At 67.3% G+C, this 15,372-nt stretch carries 10 protein-coding genes; all 10 read right to left on the bottom strand.

What is annotated here, in order from left to right:
• Position 1: 1 nt before the first annotated feature.
• The 10 genes from YQ44_RS19885 to YQ44_RS19930 all read right to left on the bottom strand — a co-directional run bounded on the left by YQ44_RS19885 (position 2) and on the right by YQ44_RS19930 (position 15,262).
• The gene (locus tag YQ44_RS19885; protein WP_071324855.1) at positions 2 to 856 is read right to left on the bottom strand and encodes an enoyl-CoA hydratase family protein; all 855 of its coding nucleotides are present in this window, start codon (positions 854 to 856) and stop codon (positions 2 to 4) included.
• 21 nt (positions 857 to 877) lie between these two features.
• Positions 878 to 1,402, bottom strand: coding sequence for a MarR family winged helix-turn-helix transcriptional regulator (locus YQ44_RS19890; RefSeq protein WP_071326639.1), 525 nt, complete (start codon positions 1,400 to 1,402; stop codon positions 878 to 880).
• Between the two features lie 11 nt (positions 1,403 to 1,413).
• Positions 1,414 to 2,202 (bottom strand): SDR family NAD(P)-dependent oxidoreductase, encoded by a 789-nt coding sequence (locus YQ44_RS19895; protein WP_071324856.1) that lies wholly within the window; start codon positions 2,200 to 2,202, stop codon positions 1,414 to 1,416.
• A gap of 1 nt (position 2,203) precedes the next feature.
• Positions 2,204 to 4,585 carry a bifunctional salicylyl-CoA 5-hydroxylase/oxidoreductase gene (locus YQ44_RS19900; protein WP_071324857.1) on the bottom strand — a complete coding sequence of 794 codons (2,382 nt, stop codon included), beginning with the start codon at positions 4,583 to 4,585 and terminating at the stop codon, positions 2,204 to 2,206.
• Positions 4,582 to 6,201: an AMP-binding protein gene (locus YQ44_RS19905; protein ID WP_071324858.1), complete on the bottom strand. Its 1,620-nt coding sequence runs from the start codon at positions 6,199 to 6,201 to the stop codon at positions 4,582 to 4,584. The genes YQ44_RS19900 and YQ44_RS19905 overlap by 4 nt, the downstream gene beginning before the upstream one ends.
• Positions 6,202 to 6,303: 102 nt before the next feature.
• On the bottom strand, positions 6,304 to 7,011 hold the full coding sequence (locus tag YQ44_RS19910; protein ID WP_071324859.1) for a response regulator: 708 nt from the start codon (positions 7,009 to 7,011) through the stop codon (positions 6,304 to 6,306).
• 88 nt (positions 7,012 to 7,099) lie between these two features.
• Positions 7,100 to 11,299, bottom strand: a complete 4,200-nt coding sequence (locus YQ44_RS19915; protein WP_232250951.1) for a hybrid sensor histidine kinase/response regulator — start codon at positions 11,297 to 11,299, stop codon at positions 7,100 to 7,102.
• 105 nt (positions 11,300 to 11,404) lie between these two features.
• Positions 11,405 to 12,574 (bottom strand): patatin-like phospholipase family protein, encoded by a 1,170-nt coding sequence (locus tag YQ44_RS19920; protein ID WP_071324861.1) that lies wholly within the window; start codon positions 12,572 to 12,574, stop codon positions 11,405 to 11,407.
• Between the two features lie 50 nt (positions 12,575 to 12,624).
• On the bottom strand, positions 12,625 to 14,409 hold the full coding sequence (gene ggt / locus YQ44_RS19925) for a gamma-glutamyltransferase (protein ID WP_071324862.1): 1,785 nt from the start codon (positions 14,407 to 14,409) through the stop codon (positions 12,625 to 12,627).
• 94 nt (positions 14,410 to 14,503) lie between these two features.
• Positions 14,504 to 15,262: a 3-hydroxyacyl-CoA dehydrogenase gene (locus tag YQ44_RS19930; protein WP_071324863.1), complete on the bottom strand. Its 759-nt coding sequence runs from the start codon at positions 15,260 to 15,262 to the stop codon at positions 14,504 to 14,506.
• Positions 15,263 to 15,372 lie beyond the last annotated feature (110 nt).

Here is a 15,372-nt window from a genome sequence, read left to right on the forward strand (position 1 = left end):
CTCAATCGCCCTCGAACTGCGGTTGTTCCTTCGCCACGAAGGCGTGATAGGCACGGTGGAAATCGTTGGTGGCCATGCAAATGGCCTGCGCCTGCGCTTCCGCCTCGATGGCTTCGTCGACGCCCATGCTCCACTCCTGCTGCAGCATTTTCTTCGTCATGCCGTGCGCGAAGGTGGGGCCGCCGGCCAGGCCGGCGGCGAACAGGCGCGCCGCCTCGAGCAATTCCTCCGGCTCGGCCAGGCGGTTGAAAAAGCCCCAGCGTTCCGCCTCGGCCCCCGCCATCGAACGGCCCGTGTACAGCAGTTCGGCGGCGCGGCCCTGGCCGATCACGCGCGGCAGCAAGGCGCAGGCGCCCATGTCGCAGCCGGCCAGGCCGACGCGGGTAAACAGAAAGGCCGTCTTGCTGCGCGCCGTGCCGATGCGGATGTCGGAAGCCAGCGCCAGCATGGCGCCGGCGCCGGCGCAAATGCCGTCGATGGCCGCGATGACGGGCTGCGGACAGGCGCGCATGGCTTTCACCACGTCGCCCGTCATGCGCGTAAAGGCCAGCAGGCCGGGCATGTCGAGCTGCGTCAGGGGCCCGATGATGTCGTGCACATCGCCGCCCGAACAGAAATTACCGCCGCTGCCGGCGATCACGACGGCCTTGACGTCGTCGGCGTAGGCCAGCGCGCGGAACAGCTCGCGCAGCTCGGCGTAGGAATCGAAGGTCAGCGGATTCTTGCGCTCGGGCCGGTGCAGGGTCAAGGTGGCGACGCCGGCATCGACGGTGAACAGGAAATGCCGCGCGGCGTAGCTGGCCAGGCTGGCGCGGTTGCCAGGCAGTGCTTGCGGCTGGCCGGGAAGATGGCGCATGGTGCTTCCTTTATCGTTGGATTACTTGTCTATCGTGTCGTTCAGCTGCTGCTTCATCTGCGACAGCAGGTCGATCAGTTGCGTCTTGTCGTCCGGCGTGACGCCTTGCAGCAGTTCGGCGATCCAGCCTTCGTGCACGCGCGCCATCTCGTCGAAGGCGCGCCGGCCGGCCGGCGTCAGCTTGACGCTGTACGAGCGCCGGTCCTTCGGATCGACCACGCGCACCACCAGCTTTTCCTGCTCCAGCTGGTCGGTGATGCCCGTGATATTGCCTCCGGTGACCATCATGCGCCGGGACAGCTCGCCCATGCGCAAGCCATCGGGAAAGCGCTCGAGCTGCGCCATCAAATCGAAGCGGGGCAAGGTGATGCCAAAGCTGGCGCGCAGGCGCGTGCGCACCTCGTTTTCGATTTTCACCGTGCACGACAGCATGCGCAGCCACAGCTTGAGCGACTGGTGGTGGTCCTGCGTCAGGCGGCTGGCCAGGTCCAGCACGGGTTCGGCCGCGTCGCCATCGCTTGCGGCATCAAGTTCTTTATTCATCATATCCATCTTGTTTACATGACCTCGCCGCCGGCGACGGCGATCGATTGCCCATTCATGGCGGATGACGCGGGCAGGCATAGCCACGCCACCGCATCGGCCACTTCGCGCGCCTGCACCAGGCGCTGCTGCGGGTTGGCGGCCGCCAGCTCGGCGCGCGCCGCATCCTCGCCGCGCCCCGTCTTGCGCACGATATTCTGCACCGCCTGCGCCACCATCTCCGTTTCCGTGTAGCCGGGGCAGACGGCGTTGACGGTCACGCCGCGCGGCGCCACTTCCAGCGCCAGCGCGCGCGTCAGGCCGATCACGCCATGCTTGGCGGCGACATACGCGCTGACGTAACGGTAGCCTTTCAAGCCCGCCGTCGACGCCACGTTGACGATGCGCCCCCAGCCCGCCTCCAGCATGCCCGGCATGGCCGCCTGGCAGCAGTGGAACACACCCGTCAGGTTCACGGCCAGCATCTGCTGCCAGATGGCGGCATCGGTCTTGCCGAACGGCGCCGCATGCGCCTGGCCCGCATTATTGACCAATATGTCGATGCGGCCGAAATGCGCGGCCGCCTGCGCGAAACCGGCCTGCACGGACGCTTCCACGCTCACGTCGAGCACGCAGATGGCCACCCTGCCCACATGGCCGCCCTCTTCCAGCTGCAGGCGCGCGCGCGCCAGGCGCGCGCCGTCGCGCCCGGCCAGCGTGACCCTGGCCCCCGCATCGAGCAGGACGCCCGCGCAAGCGAGGCCGATGCCGCTGCCGGCCCCCGTCACCAGTGCGTGCTTGTCCATCAATGCTTGCGTCGTCATGTCATCCTTCCAGCAGCCGCGCGGCCACCTGTTGCGGGCTCAGGCCCGAGCTGGCGGCGGCCAGTTGCCGCTCGCGCAGCAGATTGCGTTCCAGCTGCTGCTGGCCCGGCCGGTACTGTTTCGGCCAGGCGGCACCCGCGCCCGCGCCGCTGTAGCCGATGCGCGCCGCTTCCGTCAGGGTCCACGCCGGGTTGGCCAGGTGCGGCCGGCCCACGGCGCACAGGTCGGCGCGCCCGGCGGCGATGATGCTGTTGGCGTGGTCGGCTTCGAAGATCGAGCCCACGGCCATGCTGGCGATGCCCGCCTCGTTGCGCACGCGGTCGGCGAACGGCGCCTGGAACATGCGTCCATACACGGGCTGTTCCAGCTTGCTGACCTGGCCCGAGGAGCAGTCGATCAGGTCCGCGCCGGCCTGCCTGAACAGGCGCGCGATGAGCACCGCGTCATCGGGCGTGATGCCGCCCTCGACCCAGTCGTGGGCCGAAATGCGCACGCTCATCGGCTTGTCCTGCGGCCAGGCCGCGCGCATGGCGCGAAACACGCGCAGCGGATAGCGGCAGCGGTTGTCCAGGCTGCCCCCATACTCGTCCGTGCGGCGGTTGGTCAGCGGCGAGATAAAACTCGACAGCAGGTAGCCGTGCGCGCAATGCAGTTCCAGCCAGTCGAAACCGGCCGCCGCCGCCGCCAGCGTGGCGCGCACGAAATCGTGCTCGATGCGCGCCATATCGTCTTCCTGCGCCGCGCGCGCCGTCTGCGACACGCCGGCCAGGTATTGCTGCTCCGACGCCGCCAGCAGCGGCCAGTTGCCCTCCTTGAGCGGCAGGTCGATGCCGTCCCACATGGGACGCGTCGAGCCTTTCGCTCCCGCGTGGCCCAGCTGCAGGGCGATCTTCGCATCGCTGTTCGCATGCACGAAATCGACGATGCGCCGCCAGGCCTGCGTGTGCGCCTCGCTGTACATGCCGGGACAGGCGGGCGTGATGCGCGCATCGGCCGAGACGCACGTCATCTCGGCAAACACGAGACCGGCGCCGCCCATGGCGCGCGCGCCCAGATGCATCAGGTGGTAGTCGCCGGCCACGCCGTCGACGGCGCTGTACTGCGCCATCGGCGAGACGGCGATGCGGTTCTTCAGCAGCACGCCGCGCAGCCTGAACGGCGTGAGCATCGGCGGCAGCGGACCGTCCGGCACCTCCACGCCAGCCTCTTCGCAGGCGCGCCGCGCCAGCCACCGTTCATAATCGTCCACGTAGGCGGCATCGCGCAGGCGCAGGTTTTCATGCGAGATGCGCTGGCTGCGCGTGAGCATGGAATAGGCGAACTGCGGCGCCTCCATGGCGCTGTAGCGCTCGACGTTCTCGAACCACTCCATGGAATTGCGCGCCGCGCTTTGCAGCTTGAGCACTTCGACGGCGCGCGCCTGCTGGTAGGCGGCCAGCGCGGCAGCCGTATCGGCATGCTGGCCAAGGCAGCGCGCCAGTTCGATCGCGTCCTCCAGCGCCAGCTTGGTGCCCGAGCCGATCGAGTAATGCGCCGTGTGGGCCGCGTCGCCCATCAGGACCAGCGGCACGCCGTCCTGCCAGTGCAGCCACTGGCGGCAGACGATGCGGGGAAAGGTGATCCACATGGCCGAGCCGCGCAAATGCGGCGAATTGCTCAGCAGGCCATGGCCGTCGAGTTCCTCGGCGAACAGGACCTCGCAGAAGGCGATGCTCTCTTCCTGGCTCATGCTGTCGAGGCCCGCCGCGCGCCACACGCTTTCCGGCGTCTCGACGATGAAGGTCGAGGTGTCGCCGTCATACTGGTAGATATGCGCCTGGAACCAGCCGTGCGGCGTCTGGCGGAAGGCAAACGTGAAGGCCTCGAACTGCTTGCGCGTGCCCAGCCAGACGAAGCGGCAATGGCGCGCCTCGATGTCGGGCTGGTAGCTGGCCGCATAGCGCGTGCGGATGCGGCTGTTCAAGCCATCGCTGGCGATCACCAGGTCGGCGCCATACTGGCGCGCGATGGCCTGGTCGTCCTGGACTTCCGTTTCGAAGACGAGCTCCACGCCGAGTTCCTCGCAGCGCTCCTGCAGGATATTGAGCAGGCGCTTGCGGCCGATGCCGCAAAAGCCGTGGCCGCCCGAGCGCACGCTCTGGCCCTTGAAATGGATCTCGATATCGTCCCAGTGGTTGAACGCCTGCAGGATGGCGCGCGCCGTCGGCTCGTCCGCGCCGGCCAGGTTGCCCAGGGTCTGGTCGGAAAACACGACGCCCCAGCCAAACGTGTCGTATGGGCGGTTGCGCTCGATGACCGTGATGCGGTGCTCCGGATTCTGCTTTTTCATGAGCAGGCTGAAATACAGGCCGGCGGGGCCGCCGCCGATGCAGACGATATTCATGGGGTGTCCGTGCGAAGTTTGAAACGCTGCAGCTTGCCCGTTTCCGTGCGCGGCAAGGCGGAAAGGAAGCGGATGGCGCGCGGATACTTGTAGGGGGCGATCTGCTGGCGCACGAAGTCCTGCAGTTCGGCCGCCAGCGCGTCGCCGGCAGGAAAACCATCCTTCAGCACCACGTGCGCCTCGACGATCTGGCCGCGCTCGGCATCGGCGCGGCCGACCACGCCGCATTCGGCCACGGCCGGATGGCGCAGCAGCGCCTCTTCCACTTCCGGGCCGGCGATGTTGTAGCCGGCCGAGACGATCATGTCGTCGCTGCGCGAGCGGTAATAGAAATAGCCATCGCCGTCCATCTCGAAGGTGTCGCCCGTCAGGTTCCAGCCATGGAGCACGTACTCGCGCTGGCGCGGATCGGCCAGGTAGCGGCATCCGGTCGGCCCCTTCACGGCCAGCCGGCCCGTCACGCCGGGCGGCTGCGGCACGCCGGCGTCGTCGACGATACAGGCCTGGTAGCCCGGGATGGCCTTGCCGATGGCGCCGCGGCGGATACCGTCGCCCGTGGCGGAAATGAAGATGTGCAGCATTTCGGTGGCGCCGATGCCATCCGTCATGGCCAGTCCGGTCGCCGCCTGCCAGGCGTCGCGCGTGGCCAGCGGCAGCGCTTCGCCGGCCGACACCGACAGGCGCAGGCTGCGCACGTCGTGGCCGGCCGCCAGGGGCGCCATCTGGCGGTAAAAGGTGGGCGCCGTGAAGCAGATGGTGGCCTGATAGGCGCCGATGGCGCGCAGCAGGGCCTCGGGCGTGAGCTTTTCCAGCAGCACGGTGGCCGCGCCAAAGCGCAGGGGGAACAGCAGCAGGCCGCCGAGACCGAAGGTGAACGCCAGCGGCGGCGTGCCGATGAAGATGTCGTCGGCGCGCACCTGCAGCATGGAACGGGGAAAGCAGTCGCAGATGGCCAGCAAGTCGCGCTGCATGTGCATCGTGCCCTTGGGAACGCCCGTCGTGCCCGAGGTAAAACTGATCAGGCAGACCTCGTCGGCCGCCGTATCGTGCGCGGCGAATGGCGCATCATGGGCCGCCATGCGCCGCTCCAGTTCAGCGTCGTCGGCGCCAAAGCACAGCATGGGCGGCAAGCCGGGCAAGCCATCGAGTTCGGCGCGCAAGCCTTGCGCGCACAGCACGGCGTTCACTTCGGCCTTGGCCACGATGGTCGACAGTTCGCGCGCGCGCAGCAGCGGCATGGTGGGCACGGCGATGCAGCCAGCCTTCAGCACGGCCAGCAGGCAGGCGGCCATCATCGGCGTATTCGCGCCGCGCAGCAGCACGCGGTTGCCCGGCATCAGGCGCAGGTCGCCGCGCAGCACGTGGGCGATGCGGTCGACCTGGCGCGCCAGCTGCGCGTAGCTCCAGCGCTGTCCTTCGGCATGGATGGCGATGCGCTCGCCACCACCGCCGGCGACGGCGTCATCGAGCAGCACGGCGACGCAGTTCAGGCGCGCCGGATACTGCAGCTCGGGCAAGTCAAAGCACAGCTGCGGCCAGAGTGCGCGCGGCGGCAGGTGCGTGCGCGCGAAGTCGTCATGGGGTGACGCGGGGGAATCCGAAAGATCGCTGTTCATGCTGATCCTGGCTGGTTGCGGGCATGCGGGCATGCGCCGAAAGCAGATACTTTAAACCTAAAGTATTTTTCCAGCAAGCGAAAAGCGTATGCGGGCGTGTGCTCAGTCGCCGTCCTGCTGGCGCAGCAGGCGCGCCTGTTGCGCCACGCTGCGCGCCAGGGCGGCCAGCACCGTGGGCAGCTGGTCGCCATCGAGCACCGCCGCCTGCAGCAAGGCCGCCATGTCGGCCGCCGCCCCCTGCAAGCCGAGGGTGCGGCAGCCCAGGTGCAGCCGTTCGAGCAGCTGGCGCGCCTGGGCCGGTTCGCCGCGCGCCAGCAAGCCATCGACCTGCCCGCCGGCGGCGCCCACCTGTTCCTGGAATCCCGTCAGATACGCCAGCAGGCGTTCGTCATCGATGCCCAGACGCCGTGCCGTCTCCTGCGGCGCCTCGGCCGGCAAGAGCGGCATGTCGAAGCAGGCGTCGATATGCTGGCGCACCTGCTCCGGCTGGAATGGCTTGACGATATAGCCGGCGGCGCCGGCCTGCACGGCGTCGCGCACGGTGTCGTGGTCATTGGCGGACGAGACCAGCACCAGCGGCATGGCGTCGAGCGCACTGTCGGAGCGGATTTTCTGCAGCAGTTCCATGCCCGACAGGCGCGGCATGCGCAAGTCGCAAAAGCACAGCGCCGGCCGCAGCCCGCCTTCGAGCTGCTCCCACGCGGCCGCGCCATCCTCGGCTTCCACGATATCGTGCACGCCGCAGCTGTCGATCAGGTGCATCAGCACCATGCGCGAAACGACATCATCATCCACCACCAGTACTTTCATTACGCTCTCCAGGACCGGCACTGTCAGGGGTGCCTGCCGCATATTCTACCGAGTTTCCGGCCGATTCCGATTGCCGATCTTGTATATTTTACATTTCCCTGTCCAAAACGGCGATTTGCGTCAGCAGTGCGTGCAGGCGCGGCAAATGCAGGGCCACCTGTTGCCAGCGGCCGCCGTCGGCCGCCTCCTCCAGTTCCGTGCACAGCATGTGCAGCGCCGTTTCATCGAGATACGCGGCGCTGCCCTTCAAGCCGTGCAGCAGGCGCCCCGCGCCCTCCTTGTCGCGCGCGGCCAGGGCCACGTCGAGTTCGTGCAACCGCCCTTCCAGGTCGGCGACAAAGGCGGTGCGGATGCGGCGCTGCAGCTCGCCGCCGCGGCTGGCCTGGGCCGGCAGCGCCGTGCCGGCGGCCGGTGCGACGCCGAACAGCGCATCGAGTTCGGCCTGGCCGCGCTGTACGCCGCGCGGCGCGGCGCCCGGCATGCGCGGCAGCATGAAACCGCGCTGCAGCTGGCGCTCGATGGCGCGCGCCAGCAAGGCATGCAGCGCCGCCTCGTCGACTGGCTTGCTGAGGAAATCGTCCATGCCCACGCCCAGGTAGCGGCTGCGGTCCTCCTCGCTGGCATTCGCCGTCAGGGCCACGATCATCAATTCCTGGTCGCGCACCGGCTGCTCGGGCCAGCCGCCGACGCGGATCAAGCGCGTCGCCGTGGCGCCATCCATCTCCGGCATGCGCCCGTCCATCAGCACCAGGTCATAGCGCGTATGCACGCAGGCGGCCACCGCCAGCACGCCATTGGCCACCACGTCGACCCGGTGTCCCAGCTCCTCGAGCATGACTCGGATGATGATCTGGTTGGTCGGGAAGTCTTCCGCGCACAGCACGCGCAGCTGGTGGCTGTGCGGCGCCAGCGCCACCTGCGGCACCAGCGGCGGCGCCACGCCATCGGCCAGCGGCAGCGTAAACGTGAAGATGCTGCCCTGCCCCGGCGTGCTGGCCACCTCGATCTCGCCTTGCATCAGCTCGACCAGCTGGCGGCAGATCGCCAGGCCCAGGCCCGTGCCGCCATAGCGCCGCGTGGTGCTGGCATCGGCCTGCTCGAACTTCTGGAACAGGCGCGCCATCGCTTCGGCGTCGATGCCGATGCCGCTGTCGCTGACGGTGAAGCGAATCAGGTTGACCTGGCGCCCGCCACGCATGCCGGCCACCCCGGCCCGCTCGACGTACACGCTGACGCCGCCGCGCTGGGTAAATTTGAAGGCATTGCCGACCAGGTTGACGAGCACCTGGCGCAGGCGCGTCGGGTCGCCCACCACGAATGGCGGCAAGTCGGGCGCGAAGTCGATGGAAAAGCCGATGCTGCGCGCGGCCGCCTGTTCCTCGAACAGGCTGACCACGTTCTCGATCGCCGCGCCGAGCGCGAAATCGATGTTTTCGATACTCAGCTTGCCCGCCTCGATCTTGGAAAAGTCGAGCAGGTCGTTGATGATCACCAGCAGCGACTGCGCATTGGCCTGGCCGCGCAGGATCTGCTCGCGCGTCGCATCGTGCAACTGCTCATCGCGCAGGGCAAAGCCCAGCATGCCGATCACGCCGGCCAGCGGCGTGCGCATCTCGTGGCTCATATTGGCGAGGAATTCCGATTTCTGGCGCGTCGCATCCTCGGCCTTGCGCTTGGCCTGGCGCAGGCTTTCCTCGTTTTTCTTCAGGCTGCTGTTGACCTGCGCCAGCTTGTCCGACTGCGCCAGCACCTCGATTTCCTTGCTCTGCAGCTCGGCGTTCTTCTGGTACACCTCGGCCGTGCGCTCGCTGACCTGCTTTTCCAGTTCGTTCTGCTGGCGCCGCACCGTGCGCATGCGCTGGCGGTAGGCGCCATACACGGCGCCCAGCAGCAACAGCGCCATCAGGGTGCGGAACCACCAGGTTTTCCAGAATGGCGGCAGGATCGTGATGGCCAGGGTGGCGCCGCTCTCGTTCCACACGCCGTCCTTGTTGGCCGCCTTGACGCGGAAGACATAATTGCCGGGATCGAGGTTGGTGTAGGTGGCGAAGCGCCGGCCCGCATTCGTCATGACCCAGTCCTGGTCGAAACCTTCGAGCCGGTAGGCGAACACATTGCGCTGCGGCGCGGCGAAATGCAGCGCCGCGAATTCGAGGGAAAACACGCTCTCGCGGCTGGTCAGGCTCAGGGTGCGCGTATGGTCGATGGCCGTGGCGAGCACCCGCGCGAATTCGCCGCGGCCGATGGCCACCGGCTTGTTGAAGATCTGCAGCTCGGTGATGGCCACCAGCGGCGGCACGCGGTTGTCATGGATGTCGCGCGGCGAGAAGGCCGTCATGCCATTGAAGCCGCCGAAATACATGGTGCCGTCGGCCGCGCGCAGCGCCGCGCCGTCGAAGTACGAGCCTTCCACCGTGCCGTCGGCGCTGTCGTAGTTGCGGAACAAGCCGCTGCGCATGTCGAGCCGGGTGATGCCGCTGTTGGTGCTGAGCCACAGCTGCTCGTTGTCGTCGCCCAGGATGCTGGCGACGGCATCGTCGGCCATGCCGTCCTTGCGCAGGAAGCGGCGGAAGCGGATCTCGCCCTTCGCATCGACGTCCATGCGGTTCAGGCCATTGGCCGTGCCCACCCACAGCACGCCGCGCTTGTCCTCGTGCAGGAAATGCACTTCATCGTGACTGAGGCTGTGCGGGTTTTGCGGGTCGTGGCGGAAGTGGCGGAAATGGCCGGTGGCGCGGTCGAACAGGTCGATGCCATGGAAGGTGCCTATCCACAGCTGGCCCTTGCTGTCTTCCAGCACCGGGCGCACCATGTTGTCGGACAGGCTGTTCGGGTCGGCGGGATCGTGGCGGTAGGTGGTGAATTGCTTGCTGACGGGGTCGAACAGGTGCACGCCGCCGCGCGACGACACCCACAGCTTGCCGCTGCGCTCTCCCGCGATATTGCGGATCGTGTCGCTGTTCGGATCGCCGACGGCAAAGCGCGTGGTGGAAAAGCGCCGCGTAAGCGGGTCGAAGCGGTGCAAGCCCGTGCGCCCGCCCACCCACAGCACGCCGTCGGGCGCCAGGTACAGCGACGAGACCTGCTCGTCGCGCGCCATGCCGGGCGTGGCGCGGATGTCGAACAGCTGCGCCGTGCCATCGCGCGTGTCGTACAGCTTCAAGCCGCTGCTGGTGGCCAGCCACAGCTTGCCGCCGCTCGCATCGGCCAGGGCCCGCACTTTCTTGTCGGCCAGCGCGCCCACGTCGCCGGGCGCGCGCACCATGCGCGAAAAGCCGCCGCTGCCCAGGTCGACCCGGCTCACGCCGTTGTACCAGGAACCGACCCAGAAGGTGCCGGCGCGGTCGCGGTACAGCGACGACAGCTGGTTGTCGGCGACGCTGAACTTGTCGCCCGTCTGGTGGCGGTACTGCAGGAAGGTGTCGCTCTCGGGCAGCCAGCGGAACAGGCCATCGGCATTGCTGCCGACCCAGACCGTGGCGTCGATATCCTGGTACAGGCTGGCGACGCGGATGGCGGAAAAGCCATTTTTCTCGCCGAGGCGCACGCGCGACTGCGGCGCCTGGCCGGCCGCCCCCAGGCGCCAGCGTTCGGCGCCGGCCATGGTGCCGATCCACAGGTTTTGCTGGCGGTCGATCAGCAGCGACTGGATGACGTTGTACTTCGAGCCGGGCGTCGTGTCGACGGCAAAGTGTTCGAAGCGCTCGCTGCCCGGCGCCAGCATGTCCAGCCCCGTGACGGTGCCTATCCACAGGCGCTTTTGCGCGTCCAGCGCCAGCGTCTTGATCTCGTTGTCGCCCAGGCTGTGCGGGTTGTCCTCTTCATGGTGCCAGCTGCGGAAGGCGCCCGTGGCATGGTCGAAATGCTGCAAGCCGTCCGAGGTGGCGATCCAGAAGCCGCGCGCGCCATCGTCGAGGATGGCGTGGATATGCCGGTTGCCGTTGCCGCGCTTGCTTTTTTCCTTGGGCAGGTAGTGGATGAAGGTCTGGCTGGCCGAATCGAAACGGTCGAGGCCATTGTCCGTGCCCACCCATAGCTGGCCCTGGCTATCGACGTGCAGCACGCCGACCCAGTTGTCGGCCAGGCTGGTGCTGTCACCCTCGATATTCTTGTAGACGACGACGCGGTAGCCGTCAAAGCGGCTCAGGCCGGACTGGCTGCCGAACCACATATAGCCTTGCCGGTCCTGGGCGATGGCCAGCACGGATTCCTGCGCCAGGCCATGTTCGACGCTGAGCTGGTCGAAACGCAAGGTGCGCGCGGGCGCCGCCCCGGCCCAGCCACTCAATAGTAGACTGAATAACAACACCACATCGCAAACACGTCGAAATACCAGCACAGTCGTCCTGTCAAAAAAAACGCGAAAAACCCGCACGCCGCTCCAAGGGCCGTCTCAGGAACCAAAGAACGCCAGGACATCATCCTTGCGGGCTTGCGTATCGCGCTGTCCAAGACGGATCAGCTCGTTAGTATACGTCGATTCGAACAATAAATACGAAGCCAGCGCCGCGCCGCGGGCTTCGGCCGCGCCGATTCCCGACAACATGGTGCGTATCGGCCGCGGCAGACTGCCGATATGCCGGCTGGCGATGGCGTCAAGCCGCTCGGATGGCGCGATGACCAGCAACTCCACGGGCCGCAGCGCCGTCTTGCCCAGCAATTCGGGCGGCAGCATCGACAGGGTCAGGTTGATGCGGTTCAGGCGTTCGATATCCACGGCCAGGCCGTCGAGGAAGATCGACGACAGCGCATGGCCGGCGATCTGCGCCAGGCTCGGGTAGCGCGCCGATTCGGCCGCGCCGGGCGCCGGTTCCGTCATGCGCCCGGCACCCACCACCAGCACCTTGTTCGCGCCCAGGTGGATGGCCGGCGAAATCGGCGCCAGTTGGCGCATCGAACCGTCGCCGCAGTATTCGCGCTGGCCGCCCACGTACAGGGGCACGGCGGGGAAGATGAAGGGAATCGCGGCCGAAGCGAGCAGATGCTCGACGCCGATCTGGTCCGGCAGGGCCAGGCGCTGCGTGCGCACCCACGGCGCGATCTCGGCGGCCGTCTGGTAAAACGTCATGTGCCGGCTGCCCGAATACGACGACGCCGTCACGGCCAGCGCATGCAGCAGGCCGTCGGCCAGCGCCGCGTCCAGGCGCGGCAAGTCCAGCATGCGGTGCAGCAGGCTCACCAGGGGCGTATTGTCGAGCAGGGAATTGGGCGGCGACGCGTGCCACTGGCGCAACAGCCAGCCGAACGACAGCAGCGACAGCCAGCGCGCGCCCGAGCGGATCACGCCCAGCGAATCGGCGCGGTAGACTTGCTCGACCTCGATATGCTGCCACACGTCGAGCAGCTTTTGCACGCCTTCGCCGAAATTGTCGGCCCGGCACGCCAGCGCCGTGGCGTTGATGGCGCCGGCCGAGGTACCGCAGATGATGTCGAAGGGATTGCGCGCCGGTGCCCAGCCCGCTTCCCAAAGAATCGCCGAGATCGCCTGCAGCACCCCCACCTGGTAGGCGGCACGGGCGCCCCCTCCCGTCAGTATCAAGCCTGTTTTATTTTGCATTCCCATGCCGGCAGATTAGCAGGGTCTTGATGCTTTGTGGAAAAGTTTGGCGGCAATTAATCTCCCCGCACCATGCCTTCGCGGCGCGGATCGGCGCCGCCAAACCAGAAATCCTTGCCATGCGCATGCAGGCGCATGATGCCCTGCAAGCCGGAATTCTGTTCGATCACGCGCACCTCGTGGCCCATCGCCTGCAGCGCCTCGACCTGGGCGGCGGGCGCGCGGCCCTTTTCCAGCTCCGTCGGGCCGTTGCGGCTGCCGAAGTTCGGCAGGCTGATCGCCTGCTGCACGTTCAGGCCCCAGTCCATGGTGCCGACCAGCACCTTGGCGACATAGTTGATGATGGACGAGCCGCCCGGCGACCCCGTGGCCAGCACCAGCTTCTGCGTGCCCTTTTCAAACACCAGGGTGGGCGACATGGCGCTGCGCGGGCGCTTGCCCGGCTCGACGCGGTTGGCGATGGGGCCGTCCGCATCGCGCGAATCGAACGAGAAATCCGTCAGCTGGTTATTCAGCAGGAAGCCGTCGACCATCTGGCGCGAGCCGAACGCGTCTTCCACGCTGGTGGTCATCGACAGGCCGCCGCCGAATTTATCCACCGCCACGAGGTGCGAAGTCGACGGGCGCTGCAGCGCATTGTCCATGCCCCACGCCACCTGCATGCCCGGCGGCGTGCCGGGCAAGGCGCGGCCCATGGATTTTTCACCGATCAGTGCGGCGCGCTGCGCCAGGTAGCTCTTATCGAGCATGGACGCGATGCCGTTGCCAGGCAGCGGCACGAAATCCGTGTCGGCCACGTAGCGGTTGCGGTCCGCGTAGGCCAGGCGCCCCGCTTCCGAGAATAAATGGATGGCTTGCGCATCGAGCACGCCGTCGACGGGCGGATACGGCCGGATATCCTTCACTTCCAGCATGCCCAGCATCTGCGCGATGGCGATGCCGCCCGACGATGGCGGCGGCATGCCGCACACGGTCCAGGCCTTGTAGTCGCTGCACACGGGCACGCGCACCTTGGCGCGGTAGCCGGCGATGTCCTGCGCCGTCAATTTGCCCGGATTGGTGGGATGGGACGCCACCTTGGCGGCGATGTCGCGCGCGATGCGGCCCTGGTAAAAGGCGTCGGCGCCGCCACGGGCGATGTCGCGCAGGGTGCGCGCCAGCTGCGGGTTTTTCAGCACGTGGCCGACGGACCAGGGCTGGCCTTGCTTGTCATAGAAATACGCGGCGGCGACCGGGTCGCGCTTCAGGGCCTGGTCCCAGCTCAACAGGCCGTTCAGGCGCTGGCTGACGGGGAAGCCGCCCTGCGCCAGCTTGATGGCGGGGCCGAACAGGGTCGCCCACGGCAGCTTGCCGTGCTCCTTGTGCGCCAGTTCCAGCATGCGCAGCACGCCCGGCGCGCCCACGGAACGCCCGCCCACCACCCCGGTGGCGCGCGAGACGGGACTGCCGTCCGCGTTCTGGAACAGGTGCTCGTCGGCGGCGGCGGGCGCCGTTTCGCGGCCGTCGAACGCCTGCACGCCCTTGGCGCTCGAGTACAGCAGGAAGGCGCCGCCGCCGATGCCCGACGATTGCGGCTCGACCAGGGTCAGCACCAGCTGCGTGGCGATGGCCGCGTCGATGGCGCTGCCGCCCTGTTTCAGCATCTGGTAGCCGGCATCGGCCGCCAGCGGGTTGGCGGCGGCCACCATGAATTTCTGCGCCGTCCAGCCCGATTTTTCCGCATACGCGGTGGCGATTTCCGGCGCCTTCTGCGGCACTTCGGCAAAGGCGAAGGTGGCGGGAACGGCGGCCAGGGCCCCCAGCAAGGTCAGGCGCAACGCCAGCGGCTTCAATGTGATCATGGATTCTCCGATAAAAAAAGGGCGCACAGCCGAGCAAGGCTGTACGCCCCATACGGGGGTATCCTACATCAAATGCCCGTCAGGGCGCTGCCCCTTACTTGGGCTGCATGCGGATGGCACCATCCAGACGAATGGTCTCGCCATTGAGCATGACGTTTTCCACGATGGCCTTGACCAGCTGCGCGTACTCGCCGGGCTTGCCCAGGCGCGATGGGAACGGCACCATCTTGCCCAGCGCATCCTGCACTTCGGCCGGCATGCCCAGCAGCATAGGCGTTTCGAAAATGCCGGGAGCGACCGTCATCACGCGGATGCCGTTGCGCGACAGGTCGCGCGCCATCGGCAGGGTCAGGCCCACCACGGCCGCCTTCGACGAGGCATACGCGGCCTGGCCGATCTGGCCGTCATAGGCCGCCACGGAAGCCGTGTTGATGATGACGCCGCGCTCGCCTTCGGCCGTCGCCTCCTGTTTCGCCATGGCGTCGGCCGCCAGGCGGCACATATTGAAGGTGCCCACCAGGTTGATGTTGACGACCTTCTGGAACAGCGCCAGCGGATGCGGGCCATCCTTGCCCACGGTTTTCACGGCCGGCGCCACGCCGGCGCAGTTGACGAGGCCGCGCAAGGTGCCCAGTTTGGTGGCGGCCGCCACTACGGCCATGCCGTCCTCTTCCGACGTGACGTCGCATTGCACGAACACGCCGTCCAGTTCGGCGGCCAGCGCCTGGCCCGCCTCGGTCTGCACGTCGGCCAGCACGACCTTGCCGCCGGCCGCCGTCAACATGCGCGCCGTGGCCGCGCCCAGGCCCGAAGCGCCGCCCGTGATGATGAATACATTGTCCTGAATTTGCATGAAGTCTCCTGAATGGTGATGGCCGTGTTCCCGGCCCGAATGCGATGTCGCATGATGCCACAGTTACGTTTACGTAAACGTAATGTCGGCGACAATTGTAGCCAATTTCA

It is taken from the genome of Janthinobacterium sp. 1_2014MBL_MicDiv (assembly GCF_001865675.1).
Lineage (GTDB): Bacteria > Pseudomonadota > Gammaproteobacteria > Burkholderiales > Burkholderiaceae_D > Janthinobacterium.